The following is a 16,593-nucleotide window of genomic DNA, read 5'->3' as shown; positions in this document are numbered from 1 at the left end:
AGAAGAACATGATCTATTGTGTTGAGGATGATAAAAATATCAGAGATCTGGTAATCTATACGCTGGAATCCACAGGAATGAAAGCGGAAGGCTTTGGAGACGGAAAAGCGTTTAAAGAAGCGCTGAAGGAAAAAAAGCCAACGCTGATTTTGATGGATATTATGCTTCCGGGAGAGGATGGGCTTTCTCTCCTGAAAGAATTAAAGACATCGGCAGCAACGAAAGAAATCCCGGTAATTATGGTAACGGCGAAAGGTTCTGAATATGACAAAGTTGTAGGGCTTGATGGCGGGGCAGATGATTATATTACAAAGCCTTTCGGGATGATGGAGCTTGTTTCAAGAATTAAGGCAGTCTTGCGCAGAACGATGCCGGAAGAAAAAGAAATTCTCCAGTCGGGGATCCTAAGGCTGAATGTGAAGAAGCATGAAGTGACGGTAGAGAATAAAGAAGTTATCCTAACACTGAAAGAGTTCGAACTTCTGGAGAAACTCCTCAAGAACAGCGGTATCGTACTGAAAAGAGATCGCCTTCTTGAAGAAATCTGGGGGTATGATTATGCGGGAGAAACCCGTACGGTGGATGTGCATATTCGTACCCTGCGTCAGAAACTTGGAAAAGCCGGCGACCTGATCGAGACAGTAAGAGGCGTCGGGTATCGGATAGGAGCAGAGAATGAGCAGTAAAATACAAAGAAGCATGGTGCTTGTGCTTAGCATAACCCTGCTTCTTTCTTTCGCGTTTACAACGCTGGTATTGTATCAGCAGACGTTGGAAGATATGAAGCGGGAAGTGCGGCAGGAAGTGAAATATATTGAGAAGGCGTTGGAGATTTCTGAGAAGGATTACCTTTCTGATTTAGACGAATTTATTGGTGGAAATCGTCTGATGCTGATAGAGAAAGACGGAACGGTAGTTTATGATTCCAGCACAGAAAAAGTAGAAAACGTGCCAAATCACGGAAGCCGCGAGGAAGTTCTGGAAGCATTGGAACACGGTGAAGGCGAGGCGCTTAGAAGGTCAGACACATTTAAAAAACAAACATATTATTATGCCAAATACCTCAGCAGCGGAAAAGTTCTGAGAATTTCTAAAACGACAGATACTGTATTTAGTACGATGGCAGATCTGCTTCCGAGTCTCGGGATTATGGCTGTTGTCATGATCGCGATGGCATTGATTATGGCAAAATGGCAGACAAATCGTCTGATTAAGCCGATTAATGAGATTGATTTGGAACATCCGACAAGTCATATTGCTTATGAGGAGCTACTGCCGCTTCTTCAAAGTATTGAAAACCAAAATCAGGAAAAGGCGAAAGTAGAGCAGATGAGGAAAGAGTTTTCGGCAAATGTATCTCATGAGCTAAAGACACCGCTTACATCGATTTCCGGCTATGCGGAATTGATGATGAATGGTCTTGTGCGTCCGGAAGATATACAGACGTTTGCAGGAATTATTTATAAGGAAGGCAATCGGATGCTGACGCTTGTGGATGATATTATCCGTCTTTCGCGTCTGGATGAAGAGAGTATTGAACTGGAAAAAGAAAAAGTGGATTTCTTTGATATGGCAATGCAGATCTGTCAGAGGTTATCGCTAAAGGCTAAGAAACAGGATGTACATATGGAAGTGACAGGAGAACATGTAACGTATGTGGGAATCCGTCAGATTCTTGAAGAGATGATCTATAATATAGCGGATAATGCTATTAAATACAATCAGCCGGGAGGGTATGTGAAAATCTGGACCGGAGCAGTTATGGGAGTGCCGAAAGTGATTATTGAAGACAATGGAATTGGAATTCCGGAAGAATCACTGGAGCGTATTTTTGAGCGGTTTTACCGAGTGGATAAAAGTCATTCAAAAGAGACCGGAGGTACCGGACTTGGGCTTTCCATTGTGAAGCATGGAGCAATTCTCCATAATGCAAGAGTGAATGTAGAAAGTACGCTCGGAAAAGGAACGAAGATGGAATTGGTGTTTGAACCAAAACGGAGACAGAAGGAAAGCCGGGAATAAATTCCCGGCTCATTTCATATTCTAATATAAGATTATTTATTTACGTTTACTTTATGATTTTTGAAAATCATAGCGCCAACCAAACCGGCGATGGATCCGCCAATTGCACCTAAAACAAGTGCGGCAACAACCTTCAGCGGTGGGTTGAATGCGAATGGAGCGAGCAGTCCAGGAATTGGAGATGCTGTTCCAGGCGCGTTGTTGATAATTCCAAGTGCGGCAGCGGCGATACCGGCAAGACCTCCTCCGAAGAAGTTGGAACCATAAATCGGAATCGGATTGGCAGTGATGATAGGCGCCTGTGTCAGAGGTTCTAACATAACAGCCATAACGTTGCTCTTGTCACCAAGTTTTAATTTGTGGAAAATAAGTCCATTTGTAAAGGAACCACCGAAGCAAGCGATTGCTGCGATACCCATTGCAAGGCCTTTCAGTCCGAGCATAGCAGTCAATGCCATAGAGCTAAGCGGAGAGGTACAGATCATCTTCATGATTCCACCGAGTAAGAATCCCATTACAAGAGGAGACTGTTCAGCTGCAGCAGTAATTGTTCCGCCGATTTTAACAAGTGTAGCGTTAACAACCGGGTTAACAGCGAATGCTACGAAATGTGCAAGCGGTGCGACAACGAGCGCTCCTACGATTACGTTCAGACCTTCTGGCAGTTTCTTCTCAAGAAGCGGAGAAATAAGTCCTACTACATATCCGGCAACGAAGCCCGGAAGAATGCCGTATGAACCGATTGCAACACCGGCAGAAATCGCAAGAACCGGATTCGCACCCATACTGAGCGGTACAGCGATTGCAGCAGCAACGCCGCCAAGACTTCCGGAAGTTGTACCAACTGTCTTAAAGAATTCCAGATTTAAAAGATCGCCCGTAATATAGCTGTGAATCGCTTCTACGAGGAATGTTGCGATAGCGGCGTTAGCCATACCGCTCATAGCCTGTGAGCCTTTTGGTGCTTTCATACTGAATAAGGAGAAAGCAGCCAGAGTTAACAGGAGTAAACCTACTCCACTAAGAATAGTCATCATAATTTGTTACCCTTCCCTTCAAATTCTATTTCCAAATCTCTTTGATGACGTTACTATAATAATCAGGTTTCAAAAAACTACAAATGGTGTCAAAGAAAATTGAAAAAAGTGAAGAAAATGGACAAGTTTGTGCAAAATGCACAAAAATTAGTTCTGGCTATACAGCATTAATGCATTTAAAAAGTTCTTGATTTTTACGTTCCCATGCTTGTCGGATTTGCCGCGTATAAAATCCATTTCTTTTCGAACCTGTTCAAAGTTATAAAGCGTTGTAGAATACTCCATAAAAATATCATTTGAATAATCTTCCAGTCCAAGATGAGCAAGGTTGACCATGCCGGCATTCGCAGCCCGGCGGATGCGCTGTTCTACAGATTTTGGATTATCGCTGAACTGTCCGCAGAGTTCATTTAAAGTAGAGTCATCTACCGTTTGTCCATGCTCTACAAGAAAGTCTATAAGAGCAATAATATCTTTGCTTCCGATCTCTCCTATGATGCCAAGCTTTTGAAGAACATTTTTTAGCTTCGTGATATATTTCTTCTCTGTTTGTTTTACATTGGCGGCAGTATGATTGGAAAGTTGTTTTAGGTCGTGGCTGAGAAGAGACTGCATCTTTTCCAATGTCTGGCGCATGGTAACAGTCTGGCAGACTGTTCGGATGACGCTTTCCACCTCGACACTGTTGATTGGTTTGTGAATATAAAATTCAATGCCGCTCTCATAGGCATCGGAAATCATATCTTTGGAGGAAACCTGAGAAAGCATGATAAAAGCAATATCAGGATTCGTCTGCTTTAGCTTGCTTACAAAGCTGATTCCGTCCATTTCCGGCATTAAAAGATCGACAATTACAATATCCGGATGGGCAAATGAAATGTCTTCAAGAGCTTCCACGGGATCACCGCAGGAACCGCAGACATTTCCGAGTTTTCGATCCCGGATGATTAATTTTAAAATATTTCTAATATTGGAATCATCATCTACTAAATAAAAATTCATGAATTAGCCTCCAGTTCATTCTTTGGAATTTGAATTGTGAAAGTAGTATTGCCGGGTCTGGATGCAACACAGATAGATCCGTGAAGCTGGCTTGTAATCAGATCTTGTACCAGATTCAGTCCGAGCCCGCGGCTGATCTCGCCGGTGGAATAGTTGATCTTTGTAGAAAATCCCGGATGGAAGATTTCCGGCAGATCTTCTTTGGCAATACCCGGTCCGTTGTCACATATTTCTATCAAATAATTACCGTCCTGTTCGTGAATCTTTAGCTGGATTACTACGTTAGAATCTTCTTCTGCAGCCTCGAGCGCATTTGTAAAAAGATTACGAAAAATGGACATAAAGAAATAGTGCTTGTCAGTATAAAGTTTTGGCGGGAAGTCCGTTAAAAGCTCAAAGCTGCGGTGTTTGAGAAGCGGGCTTCCGTGGAAAGAAGATTCTACAATATGAAGAATCTCCCGCATATACATGCCTTCATCCTGTACATTCATGTCCAGAGCGTCGGAAATGCCGCGCAGGATTAAGTTGTATTCTTTTTTGATTTCATGAATGTCTTTCGCAACGCTAAGCGCGGTCTTTGTTAGTTCCTCATCTGCTTCCACCCGTTTTAGTTCGTGGAAAAGGCGGTAAGATGTATTCATTGTATTTTCGATGAGTTCCGTGTTCTTTTTCATCCAGATGACTTCTCCATTCAGTTTGGAAATGAGGAGCATAAGCTTCTGATAACGCTCGGCATGTTCCTGCTTTAAGAGAACAAGATGATATCTCTGCAGCAGTGAGAGGAAAAGCCAGATGATGCAGGAGCGGATCACGGCGATTAGAAGAATACTTGCCTGGGTAGAAATGTGGAATGAGGAAACATTAGAACGCAAAAGCAATTCTACAAAGTTAGCGGCGTAATCCATCAATATAAAATAGAAAAAATCGGAAAACCGTTTGAAAAAGGTACGTCTGCGCCGGGCAAACAATGTAAGAAGCAGACCGTATGTGATGTAGAAAAACATTTCCGGAAAGCAACTGACCAATGCGCCGTCAAAGGTATTCTGTTCTATTAGATATTGAAGAACTCTTGATAAAAATACAGCTCCGCCGGAGAAAAAGGTAATTGCCGGAAGAGAAATATCATCGAAGAGAAATAAAAACACCGGAATACATATGATTCCAACGGAAATACGAAAACTGGCATCAAACAGACTGATCTGAAACTGAGCTGCGATGGCAATGAGAAGACTGAGCAAAAAAGATGTTTTCCATGTTGCGTTTGAAAAGGAATGATGCTGTATCATAAAATCCCCCTGTATGCTATAATATCTTTATTTCATTATTCTAACACAGGGGAAAGCTCTTTGAAAGAAAAGAATCGGAAAAACCTAATGTATTGTCGTGAAGGATGAAAAAACTTGTGTTAAAATTAGGAACAGAATACAATTATGAGGGAAGAAGTCAGGAGGAAACAGCAGATGAAGATTATTTTTATTAGACATGGTGAGCCGGATTATTCGATTGATTCACTGACGGAAAAAGGCTGGCGTGAGGCATATGCATTGGCAGAGCGGATTCAGAAGTGGGAAGTGAAGGAGTTTTATGTTTCACCGCTTGGCAGAGCCCAGGATACAGCAAAGGCGGGAATGAGTAAACTTGACCGGCAGGCAGTAACGCTGGACTGGCTTGAAGAATTTCGCGCCAGAGTAGATGAGCCGATCAGCGGCAGAAGAAAAGTACCGTGGGATTTCTTTCCGGAACACTGGACAAAGGATGACCGTTATTATGAGCGGGATCATTGGACAGAAGGAGATATTATGACAGCGGAAGTAAAAGCTGTATATGAAGAAACATGTCAGGGGCTGGATGCGCTCCTGGAGTCTTATGGATATGTAAGAGAGGGAAGATATTATCGGGCAGAAAAACATAATGACGATACGATTGTACTCTTCTGTCATATGGGAATTATCGCGGCTATGATGTGCCATCTGACGGGAATCCCAATGCCGCTTCTAATGCATGGATTTTTCCTGGCGCCAACGTCTGTCAGTGTCGTTCAGACAGAGGAGAGAAAAGATGATATTGCATATTTTCGCTGTCAGGTGTTTGGAGATACCCGGCATCTTCATGATGCGAACGAACCGATTTCGTCTTCAGGATATTATGCAGAAGCATTTCAGGGGTAAGAGATGGCGGAAGTAATCTGTTTGTGATACAATAGCTGCAGAATGAATTTGCAGATAGGGGATAGTCTATAAACTAGGAGGTATTCGTATGACAATATTAACAACAATAAAAGAAACAGTAAGCACACTCTTCAAGAGAGAATGGACAGTGACAGAAAAAGTACTTGTGGCAGCCAATTGTCTGCTGCTTGGTACGATGATCGGAATGCTGTTAGCGCCACGAAAAGGCAATTTTGCGCTTGGTTCCTATAATAAAAACTATTCTTGCCCGGATATTGATGAAGAAGGCTGGATTGATGAGGAAGACTAGGAAACATTTGAAAGAAAATCCAGAAGGAGGAAAGAAAGATGACATATATCGCAGATGAGAAGCGTTATGAGAAAATGCAGTATCGGCGCAGCGGAAAAAGCGGATTAAAACTTCCGGAAGTATCCCTTGGGTTATGGCATAACTTCGGAACGAATGACGATTTTGAAAATATGAGAGAAATGTGCAAGGCAGCATTTGATGCAGGAATTACACATTTTGATCTGGCGAATAATTATGGGCCGGTTCCGGGAAGTGCGGAAGAAAATTTCGGCCGGATAATTAATGGAGATTTGAAACCATATCGGGATGAGCTTGTGATCAGTACGAAAGCAGGATATGAAATGTGGCCGGGACCATACGGAGACGGCGGAAGCAGGAAATATCTGCTGTCAAGTCTGGATCAGAGCCTAAAGCGGATGAAACTTGAGTATGTGGATATTTTTTATCATCATCGGATGGATAAAGAGACACCTCTGGAGGAAAGCATGGAAGCGCTCAATACTGCTGTGAAGAGCGGAAAAGCGCTTTATGCGGGAATTTCCAACTATGATGCCAAAACAACAAAAAAAGCAATGAAGATGTTGAAGAAGCTGAACTGTCCCTTTGTGATCAATCAGGTTAGATATTCTATATTTGATCGTTGGATTGAGGAGGATGGTCTGAAAACATTTGCAGAAGAAAATGGATGTGGTCTGATCGCATTTAGTCCGTTGGCACAGGGACTTCTGACGGACAAATACCTGCACGGAATCCCGGAGGACAGCAGGATACGCCGCGATGGAAGGTTTTTGAAAGAAAGTGCGCTTACAGAAGAACGGCTGGAAATGATTCGGGAACTGAATGAGTTGGCGAAAAATCGGGAACAGACGCTGGCGCAGATGTCGTTGTCATGGATTCTAAAAGATCGGGCATTGACAAGTGTTTTGATTGGCGCATCAAAGCCGGAGCAGATTGTGGAAAATGTAAAAATTGTTGGAAAAAAAGACTTTACTCAGGAGGAGTTGAAGAGAATCGACTGCATCTGTAAAGGAAAGAAACTGCACAACAGAAGAGAAAAAGAATAATGGACTGGAAGAAAAGGAGAGCAGGAAAATGAAATTTACGAAGATGCAGGGATTGGGAAATGATTATGTTTATGTGAATTGTTTCAAAGAAACGATTCCGAATCCACCGGAGACAGCACGTTTTGTCAGCGACCGGCATTTTGGAATTGGTTCAGATGGACTGATTATGATTCATCCGTCTGAGAAGGCTGATTTTGAAATGGAAATGTATAATGCAGATGGAAGCCGGGGAGAGATGTGCGGTAATGGAATCCGCTGTGTTGGGAAATTTGTCTATGATTATGGCCTGACAGATCAGACCGAAATTGCTGTTGAGACACTGGCAGGAATCAAATATTTGCATCTGACTGTGGAAGATGGAAAAGCAGTTGAGATTCGGGTAGATATGGGGAGTCCGGTGCTGGATGCAGATGAAATTCCGGTTGTATCCAGGAATGAACAGGTGGTGGATGAGCCAATTGTTGTAGATGGAAGAGAATACCGAATGACAGCAGTTTCCATGGGAAATCCGCACACCGTTGTATTTGTAGAAGATGTGAAAGGCTTGAACCTTGAAAAGATCGGACCGAAATTTGAACAGCATGAGCGTTTCCCGCAGCGTGTAAATACAGAATTTGCGCGGGTGCTGGATCGCAGAACAGTAGAAATGCGCGTTTGGGAAAGAGGCTCCGGTGAGACGCTGGCTTGTGGAACAGGAGCCTGTGCAGTTGCCGTAGCGTGTATTTTGAATGAATTGACAGAGGATGAGGTAACTGTGAAACTTCTTGGAGGAGATCTTAAAATTCAGTGGGATCGAGAAGAAAATAAGGTATATATGACCGGTCCGGCGGAGATTGTATTTGAGGGAGAAATCTCTATTTAATTAAAAGGAAAAAGCCGCTCTTGCAGATGATATATGTCTCTAAAGCAGAGAATGAATATCATGAACTGCAGGAGCGGTTTTTTGTACATAGGATTTTGAAGGGATTTCTTATATAACAAAAAAACGCCCAAAGGACGTTTTTAGAAGCTACGGATAGAGGACTCGAACCTCTACTAACAGAGTCAGAGTCTGCTGTGCTGCCATTACACCAATCCGCATTAGTAGATAATTAATGATAGGTTTTCAAGAAAAAAGGACGTATAACGTCCCGCCCCTGCCAAGGAGTCGAAGTGACAGGATTTGAACCTGCGACCTCTGCGTCCCGAACGCAGCGCTCTACCAAACTGAGCCACACTTCGAAAAACTACGGATAGAGGACTCGAACCTCTACTAACAGAGTCAGAGTCTGCTGTGCTGCCATTACACCAATCCGCATTAGTAGTTGTTTCGTTTGTCTTTCGCAACGAACAAATTTATTATATCAAACTTTCGTGAAAAATCAATCTTTTTTTTTGGAAAAATGATGAATTGTGAAAAATGCATAATATATATGAAAATAAATGAGGATATAAAGGCAATAGACACAAAAAAACAGCTGCCTTTTTTTTGGAATCAAAAAGAAGCAGCTGCAGTGGATAATATAAGATTAGTCAGTAAGAGCATATTCCAGGATGTAATCATCAGTAGAAAAACCGCCTCCGATGTCAGTCAGTTGTTCCTCGACAACAGAAAATCCAAGATGTTTGAAGACTTCAAGCGCTTTGCTATTCTTCTTACTGCATGTAAGCCGGATACAGTTCAGATTGCGTTTACGGCAGATACCGAGCAGAAACTGAAAAACATTTGTGGCAATATGATTGCCCTGACATTCTTCATGGATGTAAAGTCCGCTTAGGAAGAGGGTACGGTCTTCTTCTTTCATGCCAACATATCCTGCCATTAAGTATTCGTAGATTAAAACAAAATATTCATAGCCGTTCATGATCTGGCTGTTGATCGCATCGACAGACTGAAAGTTCTCAAGCATGTAATCTACTTGCGGCTGACCGAGGACCGGAGTGAGGTATTCGTGCCAGATATCATCTGCTAATGCTTCAATATTGTAGAGAAGTTCTGCTGTGTCAGCAGGAACAATGCGTAAATCTTCCATAAATTAAGTCTCCTTTGAAAATATGTTTATAAAAATATAACTTTTTAATCAGTCACATTAATGCTATTATTATAGTAGAAAACACTGCAGGAAACAATAGACTTGCAGGATATCTTTAAAGAAAGATCAGGGATAATTATGAAAGAATATGTAAAACTGACGGATGTCAGGAAAGTATATCGTATGGGAGAAGTTGAGATTGCAGCGGCAGACGGAATTGATTTCACGATTGAAAAAGGAGAATTTGCTGTTGTGGTAGGACCAAGCGGTGCGGGAAAGACGACAGTGCTGAATATTCTTGGAGGAATGGATACAGCTACAAGTGGTGAAGTGCTTGTGGATGGTGTTGATATCGCAAAATTTAATCACAGACAATTAACTGCCTACCGGAGAGATGATATTGGTTTTGTATTCCAGTTTTACAATCTGATACCGAACTTGACAGCGCTTGAAAATGTGGAGCTGGCGCTTCAGATCTGTAAAGATCCTCTGGATGCAGCAGAGGTATTGACGGAAGTCGGACTTGGAGAACGACTGAAGAACTTTCCGGCACAGCTGTCGGGAGGAGAACAGCAGAGAGTTTCCATTGCCAGAGCTTTGGCGAAGAATCCGAAGCTTCTTCTTTGCGATGAGCCGACAGGAGCGCTTGATTACAACACAGGAAAAGCTATTTTAAAACTTTTGCAGGATACATGCAGGAAAAAGGGGATGACGGTTATCCTGATTACACATAATCTTGCCATTGCACCGATGGCAGACCGGGTAATTAAGATTAAGAATGGTAAGGTGTCAGAGATGAATGTGAATCCGAATCCGGTTCCGGTGGAAACAATCGAGTGGTAAATATACGATAAGCGAATAAGAGATAGAATGGCGGGAGATACCAATGAAGAAAAGAGCAATGGAAAAAGATTTCTGGATGGAAATTAAAAAAAGCCGGGGACGTTTTTTATCTATCTTTCTGATTGTGGCTCTGGGTGTATCATTTTTTTCTGGAATCCGTGCGGCAGAGCCGGATATGCGGCTGTCCGGGGATGCGTATTTTGACGAACAGAATTTGATGGATTTGAAAGTGCTTGGCACACTTGGCATTACTGAAGAAGACTTAGAAGAAATAGAAGCGCTTTCCACTGTAGAAAAGGTGGAAGGCGGATACAGTATCGATGTACTCTGTAATGTGGGAGAGCGGCAGAAAGTACTCCATGTGATGTCAATGCTTCCGACAATGAACAGCATTGTTGTGGAAGAAGGACGTCTGCCAAAGACGAAAGAAGAATGTCTGGTAGATGTGGATTTTCTTACTGCAAATGGATACGAAATCGGAGATCAAATCCATTTGGAGTCCGGGCGTGTGGAAGAAGATCTGTCAGAATCTTTGAAGACAGATACATATACGATTGTCGGTTCCGGAAGCAGTCCATGTTATATTTCCTTTGGAAGGGGAAGCACACAGATCGGCACCGGAGAGATCAGCGGTTTTCTTGCAGTGATGCCGGAAGCCTTTGCTATGGATGTTTACACAGAGGCATATGCAGCTGTAAAAGGGGCGGAAGAAGAAACTGCATTTACAGATGGCTATGAAAAGAAGGTAGACTGTGCAGAGAAAGACATTGAGAAGATTCAGGATCTGCGATGCGAAGCGCGGTATGAGGAAGTGACCGGCGAGGCAAGGGAGAAGCTGGCAGAGGCGAAAGAAGAGCTGGCAGACGGAAAGGCTGAGACGGCAGGAGAGCTTGCAAAAGCGGCGCAGAAGATTGCGGACGGAGAGAAAGAGCTTCAGGATGGAAGCCGGCAGCTGGCAGATGGACAGAAAGCTTTAAAGGCAGCAAGAGAACTTCTGATTACGAAGCAGAAAGAACTGGATAAAGGGCGGGAAACCTATGAGACCGGACTGGCGCAATATGAGGCCGGACGCAGGGAATATGAGGCGAAGAAAGCTGAATTTTATGAACAACTGCCGGGACTTGAGCAGGAGATTGCAGCAGGGGAGGCAGAACTTGAGGCGAAACTTGCCGAAGCAAGAGCGCAGCTGGATGAACAGTGGGCAAACTATGAGAAGCTTGATAACGTGATCAAAGATACGAAAGCAGCGCTTGAGGAACTTCAGAAAAAGTTGGAGGAGGCAAAGGAAGAAGAGGCGGCAGCATGGCTTCTGGAACAGATGAAGAAACTGCTTCCGCAGATGAAAGAAAGCCTTGCAAAACTGCAGGAACAGATTGTTATAAAACAACAGGAACTTCAGCAGATAGAAAGAGAGTTGGAAGACATTTCCCAGGCAAAGAGCAGCATTTCCGATGAAATAGCCGGATTGGAGAAGGAACTTGCAGCGCTGTATGAGGAACGAAATGCGCTAGAGCAGGCGGGAGAAATGATTCCGGAAGAATTGCTTTCAGAAATTGCTTCACAGGAGGCAGCATTGGCTCAGAAGCAATCAGAACTTCAAATGTGGGAAGCAAAATTTGTTGAGGGGAAAGCAAGAGAAGAAGCGGTGAAAAAAGAGCTGGACAGCCTGGAAACGTCCGCTGTATTTCTAAAAGAACAAATAGACCTTGTGACGAATGCAAAACCAGAAGATCTTGAAGAAATCGGTAAGGTAATTGCCGGGCTTCAGGAAGAGATCAAAAAACTGCAGGAATTTCTGGAAGAAAAAGGAGATTTAAGTGCATTTCGGGAACAGTTAGAAGCAGGAGAGGCAGAACTTGCTGCCCAGGCAGAAGCCGGGAGAGCGCAGCTGGCCAGTGCAAGACAGCAGCTGGAAGAGGGGAAAGCCGCTATTATTGCAGCGGGAAATAAACTGGATACTTCTAAGAAAGAGTTGGATACAGCTTACCGGACGATTGTAAGCGGTCAACAGCAGATCAATGCCGGCTGGAAAGCGCTTCGGGAGAACGAACAGACATTAAAAGATGCGAAGGCAAGTCTGACGGCGGGAGAAGAAGAGCTGGCACTTGGTAAGAGTGAGTATGAAGACGGAAAGCAAAAGGCCGAAGAAAAGTTCCGGGAAGCTGAAGCGGAGATTGCGAAGGCGGAGAAAGAGATTGAAGAAATCGCTGAACCGGAATGGTATCTTATGACAAGAGACTCTTTGACGGAGTATGGCGGTTATGGAGATAATGCGGAACGTATGAGGGCGATCGGAAAGGTATTCCCGGTGTTGTTCTTCCTTGTAGCAGCGCTGATCAGTCTGACGACAATGACAAGAATGGTAGAAGAGCAGAGAACCCAGATCGGTACATTAAAAGCGCTCGGCTACAGCAAGTTGGAAATCGCAGGCAAATACTTGAATTATGCGCTTCTGGCATCGGTTGGAGGCAGCATTGTGGGAGTGCTCTTTGGTGAGAAAGTCTTTCCATTTATTATTGTATATGCATATAAGATTATGTATAAACACATTCCGCATATCGTAATTCCGTATCATCTTTCTTACGGGGTTATGGCAACACTGGCAGCAGTGGCATGTACATTTTTAGCAACACTGATTTCCTGTTATCGGGAGTTGGCATCAACGCCGGCTGTACTGATGCGTCCGCCTGCACCGAAAGAGGGAAAACGTATTCTCTTAGAGCGGATTACATTTTTATGGAAGCATTTCAGCTTTATCTGGAAATCAACTTTCCGAAATCTCATCCGCTATAAGAAACGGTTTTTTATGACGATTTTTGGAATCGGGGGCTGTATGGCGCTGATGCTTGTGGGATTTGGACTGAAAGATTCTATTTATTGTATACTGGATCTGCAATATCAGGAAGTGCAGGAATATGACGGAGCAGTATATTTGAAGGAGAATGCTTCTCCAAGCGGGAAAGAGGCGCTTGTGGATTATCTGGATCACAATGACGAGATCGGACAGACAGCAGAGCTTTATATGAAAATGATTACCGTAGAACATGGGAAGGAAACACAGGAACCCTATCTTACTGTTGTAAAGAATAAAGAAGAGTTTGAAAAACTGGTGCATTTCCGGGATCGACTGACAGGGGAAACTTATGAAATCCGGGATGATGGTGTGATGTTAAGTGAAAAACTGGCATCGATGCTGGAAGTAAAGCGCGGTGATACCATTACGATTGTAAATGAAGAGCGTGGAAACCGGGAAGTTAAAGTCACAGATATTTGTGAAAACTATCTGGGACATTACATTTACATGAGCGGTGCGTATTACAAGGAGCTGTACGGAGAAGAGGCAGTGTACAATTGTTTCTATTTTGACCAGAAAGAATATAACGAGGCAAAGCTTCAGAAGATTGGAGAAGATGTACTTGCTTATCCGGATGTGCTGAATATCAGCTATGCAGATACAATGCGTGCACAGATGGACGATATGCTTCGGAGTCTGAATCTTGTTATTGTAGTATTGATCATTTCCGCAGGTGCGCTGGCATTTATCGTGCTGTACAATCTGAATAATATCAACATTACTGAACGGCAAAGAGAACTGGCTACCTTGAAGGTACTCGGATTTTATGACAAAGAAGTAGGAGCCTACGTCTACAGAGAAAATATACTTTTAACAATCATCGGAGCCTTTGTCGGATGCGGACTTGGATGGCTTCTTCACAGATATGTGATTGTCACTGTGGAAGTAGAAGAAGTAATGTTTGGCCGTCAGATTGATTTTTCAAGTTTTGTGTACAGCTTTTTGTTTACCGTGGGCTTTTCTCTTATTGTCAATTTTGTGATGTATTTTAAACTGAAGAAGATTGACATGGTAGAATCTTTAAAGAGCGTAGAATAAAGTTTATAGAATTTTTATAAAGTTTAAAATATTATTAGCACTCTTTTGAAAAGAGTGCTAATTTTCTGTTGACATTTAATTTTGAACGTATTAGACTAGGATTTAGGCAAAAAGATGCCTTGAATTTGTAAAAATATAGTTTGATATAAAGAAAAGGAGTGTTAACATGGCAGCAAAGCATGGTAATCTTTCAATTCACAGCGAAAATATTTTCCCAATCATTAAGAAATGGATGTATTCCGATCACGACATTTTTATTCGTGAGCTTGTTTCAAATGGATGCGATGCCATTACAAAGTTAAAAAAGCTTGAAATTATGGGAGAATACAGTTTCCCGGAAGATTATAAGGCGAATATTCAGGTAATTGTAAACCCGGAAGAAAAGACATTAAAATTTATTGATAATGGTATCGGTATGACGGCAGATGAAGTGGAGGAGTATATTACTCAGATCGCTTTCTCCGGCGCAACACAGTTCCTTGAGAAATACAAGGATAAGACAAATGAAGATCAGATCATTGGTCACTTTGGTCTTGGATTCTATTCTGCATTTATGGTTGCAGATGAAGTGCATATTGATACATTGTCTTATAAAGAAGGCGCTGTACCGGTTCACTGGACATGTGATGGCGGAACCGAATATGATATGACAGATGGGGATAAGACAACTGTCGGAACAGAGATTACACTGTATCTGAATGAGAGCAGCGTAGAATTTTCAAATGAATACCGCGTGCGGGAAGTTCTTGAGAAATACTGTTCTTTCATGCCAACAGAGATTTTCTTATCCAATGCAAATGCAGAACAGGAATATGAGACCATTCCGGAAGAAGAGTTAAAAGATGATGACGTTGTTGTAGAACATATCCATGAAGATGCTAAGATGGAAGAGCAGGAAAATGAGAATGGCGAGAAGGAAATGGTAGAAGTTTCCCCGGCTTGTGAAAAAGTAAAAATCAACAAGCGTCCGGTACCGCTCAACGATACAACACCGCTCTGGGCAAAACATCCGAATGAATGTACAAAAGAAGATTATATCGCATTTTACAGAAAAGTATTTCTGGATTATAAAGAACCGCTGTTCTGGATTCACTTAAATATGGATTATCCGTTCAATCTGAAAGGAATTTTATATTTCCCGAAGATTAATATGGAGTATGAATCTATTGAAGGTACGATTAAACTGTATAACAATCAGGTATTTATTGCAGACAACATTAAAGAAGTGATTCCGGAGTTCTTAATGCTCTTAAAAGGTGTAATCGACTGCCCGGATCTGCCATTGAACGTATCAAGAAGTGCGCTTCAGAATGATGGATTTGTCAATAAGATTTCCGAATACATTTCCAAGAAAGTAGCAGATAAGCTTGTGGGAATGTGCAAGACAGATAAAGAGAATTATGAGAAATACTGGGATGATATCAGTCCATTTATTAAATTCGGCTGCTTAAAGGACGAAAAATTCTGTGATAAGATGAGCGATTACATTTTATTTAAGAATATCGACCACAAATATCTTACATTAAAAGAATGTGTAGAAGAAAATGGCGGCTCTCTTGAAGCAGCAAAGGATGCAAAAGAGGAAGTGAAGGAAGAGGACAAGACAGTTATCTACTATGTGACAGATGAACAGCAGCAGAGCCAGTACATCAATATGTTCCGGGAAGAGAAGCTGGATGCGGTACTTCTGACACATAATATTGATTCCGCATTCATTTCTCAGTTAGAGCAGAGAAATCAGGGAATTAAATTCCAGAGAATTGATGCGGATCTGACGAATACATTTAAAGAAGAAATCGCAAAAGAAGATGAGGAAGCAATCCAGAAACAGGCTGAAGAGATTAAGTCTGTATTCCAGAAAGCATTAAACAATGATAAATTAAATGTAAAACTTGAAAAGTTGAAAAATGATGCAGTTGCTTCTATGGTTACAGTATCGGAAGAATCACGCCGTATGCAGGAAATGATGAAAATGTATAATATGTATGGTATGGATGCAAATATGTTTGCGCCGGAATTAACATTAACATTGAATGCGAACCATCCGCTTGTGAAATATGTTCTGGAACATCAAGATGGGGAACACACAAATCTTTTCTGTGAGCAGCTCTACGATCTGGCGGTATTAAGTAATCAGCCGCTGTCACCGGAAGCAATGACAAAATTTGTTGCAAGAAGCAACGAGATTATGATGCTTCTCGCAAAATAATATAAAAAAATCATCCTCCGGGGAGTTCCTGTTA

General features: G+C 42.3%; 13 protein-coding genes and 3 tRNA genes. 9 read left to right on the top strand and 7 right to left on the bottom strand.

All coding sequences use genetic code 11. The features are described from left to right. The first annotated feature begins 8 nt into the window (after positions 1 to 8). Entirely contained in the window at positions 9 to 686 is a 678-nt protein-coding gene (locus KFE17_07745; protein QUO30814.1) for a response regulator transcription factor, read from the top strand. Beyond that, a complete protein-coding gene (locus KFE17_07740; protein ID QUO30813.1) occupies positions 676 to 2,022 on the top strand; it encodes a two-component sensor histidine kinase in 1,347 nt (448 codons plus the stop codon). The genes KFE17_07745 and KFE17_07740 overlap by 11 nt, the downstream gene beginning before the upstream one ends. A 32-nt stretch (positions 2,023 to 2,054) precedes the next feature. On the opposite strand, the gene KFE17_07735 is transcribed toward KFE17_07740, so the two are convergent. From KFE17_07735 to KFE17_07725, 3 genes are all read right to left on the bottom strand, one after another. Next, entirely contained in the window at positions 2,055 to 3,059 is a 1,005-nt protein-coding gene (locus KFE17_07735; GenBank protein ID QUO30812.1) for a PTS sugar transporter subunit IIC, read from the bottom strand. A 147-nt stretch (positions 3,060 to 3,206) separates the two neighbouring features. Further along, a complete protein-coding gene (locus KFE17_07730; GenBank protein ID QUO30811.1) occupies positions 3,207 to 4,061 on the bottom strand; it encodes a response regulator in 855 nt (284 codons plus the stop codon). Next, on the bottom strand, positions 4,058 to 5,347 hold the full coding sequence (locus tag KFE17_07725; GenBank protein QUO30810.1) for a sensor histidine kinase: 1,290 nt from the start codon (positions 5,345 to 5,347) through the stop codon (positions 4,058 to 4,060). The genes KFE17_07730 and KFE17_07725 overlap by 4 nt, the downstream gene beginning before the upstream one ends. Before the next feature lie 174 nt (positions 5,348 to 5,521). Here KFE17_07725 and KFE17_07720 point away from each other — a divergent pair, with 174 nt between their 5' ends. The 4 genes from KFE17_07720 (at position 5,522) to KFE17_07705 (ending at position 8,465) form a co-directional block, all read left to right on the top strand. Next, positions 5,522 to 6,229: a histidine phosphatase family protein gene (locus tag KFE17_07720; protein ID QUO30809.1), complete on the top strand. Its 708-nt coding sequence runs from the start codon at positions 5,522 to 5,524 to the stop codon at positions 6,227 to 6,229. Positions 6,230 to 6,317: 88 nt separating this feature from the next. Next, positions 6,318 to 6,539 carry a hypothetical protein gene (locus KFE17_07715; GenBank protein ID QUO30808.1) on the top strand — a complete coding sequence of 74 codons (222 nt, stop codon included), beginning with the start codon at positions 6,318 to 6,320 and terminating at the stop codon, positions 6,537 to 6,539. A gap of 38 nt (positions 6,540 to 6,577) precedes the next feature. After that, positions 6,578 to 7,603 (top strand): L-glyceraldehyde 3-phosphate reductase, encoded by a 1,026-nt coding sequence (gene mgrA / locus KFE17_07710; GenBank protein QUO30807.1) that lies wholly within the window; start codon positions 6,578 to 6,580, stop codon positions 7,601 to 7,603. Positions 7,604 to 7,631: 28 nt separating this feature from the next. Then, entirely contained in the window at positions 7,632 to 8,465 is an 834-nt protein-coding gene (locus KFE17_07705; protein QUO30806.1) for a diaminopimelate epimerase, read from the top strand. A gap of 147 nt (positions 8,466 to 8,612) precedes the next feature. Here KFE17_07705 and KFE17_07700 read toward each other — a convergent pair. The 4 genes from KFE17_07700 to KFE17_07685 all read right to left on the bottom strand — a co-directional run bounded on the left by KFE17_07700 (position 8,613) and on the right by KFE17_07685 (position 9,615). Next, positions 8,613 to 8,683, bottom strand: a tRNA-Gln gene (locus KFE17_07700). Between the two features lie 67 nt (positions 8,684 to 8,750). Then, positions 8,751 to 8,824: transfer RNA gene (locus tag KFE17_07695), tRNA-Pro, on the bottom strand. Positions 8,825 to 8,829: 5 nt separating this feature from the next. Beyond that, positions 8,830 to 8,900: transfer RNA gene (locus KFE17_07690), tRNA-Gln, on the bottom strand. 211 nt (positions 8,901 to 9,111) lie between these two features. Continuing rightward, a complete protein-coding gene (locus KFE17_07685) occupies positions 9,112 to 9,615 on the bottom strand; it encodes a GNAT family N-acetyltransferase (GenBank protein QUO30805.1) in 504 nt (167 codons plus the stop codon). 138 nt (positions 9,616 to 9,753) lie between these two features. Between KFE17_07685 and KFE17_07680 the strand changes: the two genes are divergently transcribed. The 3 genes from KFE17_07680 (at position 9,754) to htpG (ending at position 16,559) form a co-directional block, all read left to right on the top strand. Next, positions 9,754 to 10,458: an ABC transporter ATP-binding protein gene (locus tag KFE17_07680; GenBank protein QUO30804.1), complete on the top strand. Its 705-nt coding sequence runs from the start codon at positions 9,754 to 9,756 to the stop codon at positions 10,456 to 10,458. Between the two features lie 43 nt (positions 10,459 to 10,501). Next, positions 10,502 to 14,350: an FtsX-like permease family protein gene (locus tag KFE17_07675; GenBank protein QUO30803.1), complete on the top strand. Its 3,849-nt coding sequence runs from the start codon at positions 10,502 to 10,504 to the stop codon at positions 14,348 to 14,350. A 166-nt stretch (positions 14,351 to 14,516) separates the two neighbouring features. Next, positions 14,517 to 16,559, top strand: a complete 2,043-nt coding sequence (gene htpG, locus KFE17_07670; protein QUO30802.1) for a molecular chaperone HtpG — start codon at positions 14,517 to 14,519, stop codon at positions 16,557 to 16,559. Positions 16,560 to 16,593 lie beyond the last annotated feature (34 nt).

This window comes from Faecalicatena sp. Marseille-Q4148, assembly GCA_018228665.1.
GTDB lineage: Bacteria > Bacillota > Clostridia > Lachnospirales > Lachnospiraceae > UBA9414.
This window is presented reverse-complemented; position numbering and strand designations above follow the sequence as displayed.

Bases quoted from the DNA above. Each gene is read 5' to 3' on its own strand.
- KFE17_07745 (QUO30814.1), top strand. From the start codon at position 9: ATGATCTATTGTGTTGAGGATGATAAAAATATCAGAGATCTGGTAATC.
- KFE17_07740 (QUO30813.1), top strand. From the start codon at position 676: ATGAGCAGTAAAATACAAAGAAGCATGGTGCTTGTGCTTAGCATAACC.
- KFE17_07735 (QUO30812.1), bottom strand. From the start codon at position 3,059: ATGATGACTATTCTTAGTGGAGTAGGTTTACTCCTGTTAACTCTGGCT.
- KFE17_07730 (QUO30811.1), bottom strand. From the start codon at position 4,061: ATGAATTTTTATTTAGTAGATGATGATTCCAATATTAGAAATATTTTA.
- KFE17_07725 (QUO30810.1), bottom strand. From the start codon at position 5,347: ATGATACAGCATCATTCCTTTTCAAACGCAACATGGAAAACATCTTTT.
- KFE17_07720 (QUO30809.1), top strand. From the start codon at position 5,522: ATGAAGATTATTTTTATTAGACATGGTGAGCCGGATTATTCGATTGAT.
- KFE17_07715 (QUO30808.1), top strand. From the start codon at position 6,318: ATGACAATATTAACAACAATAAAAGAAACAGTAAGCACACTCTTCAAG.
- mgrA (QUO30807.1), top strand. From the start codon at position 6,578: ATGACATATATCGCAGATGAGAAGCGTTATGAGAAAATGCAGTATCGG.
- KFE17_07705 (QUO30806.1), top strand. From the start codon at position 7,632: ATGAAATTTACGAAGATGCAGGGATTGGGAAATGATTATGTTTATGTG.
- KFE17_07685 (QUO30805.1), bottom strand. From the start codon at position 9,615: ATGGAAGATTTACGCATTGTTCCTGCTGACACAGCAGAACTTCTCTAC.
- KFE17_07680 (QUO30804.1), top strand. From the start codon at position 9,754: ATGAAAGAATATGTAAAACTGACGGATGTCAGGAAAGTATATCGTATG.
- KFE17_07675 (QUO30803.1), top strand. From the start codon at position 10,502: ATGAAGAAAAGAGCAATGGAAAAAGATTTCTGGATGGAAATTAAAAAA.
- htpG (QUO30802.1), top strand. From the start codon at position 14,517: ATGGCAGCAAAGCATGGTAATCTTTCAATTCACAGCGAAAATATTTTC.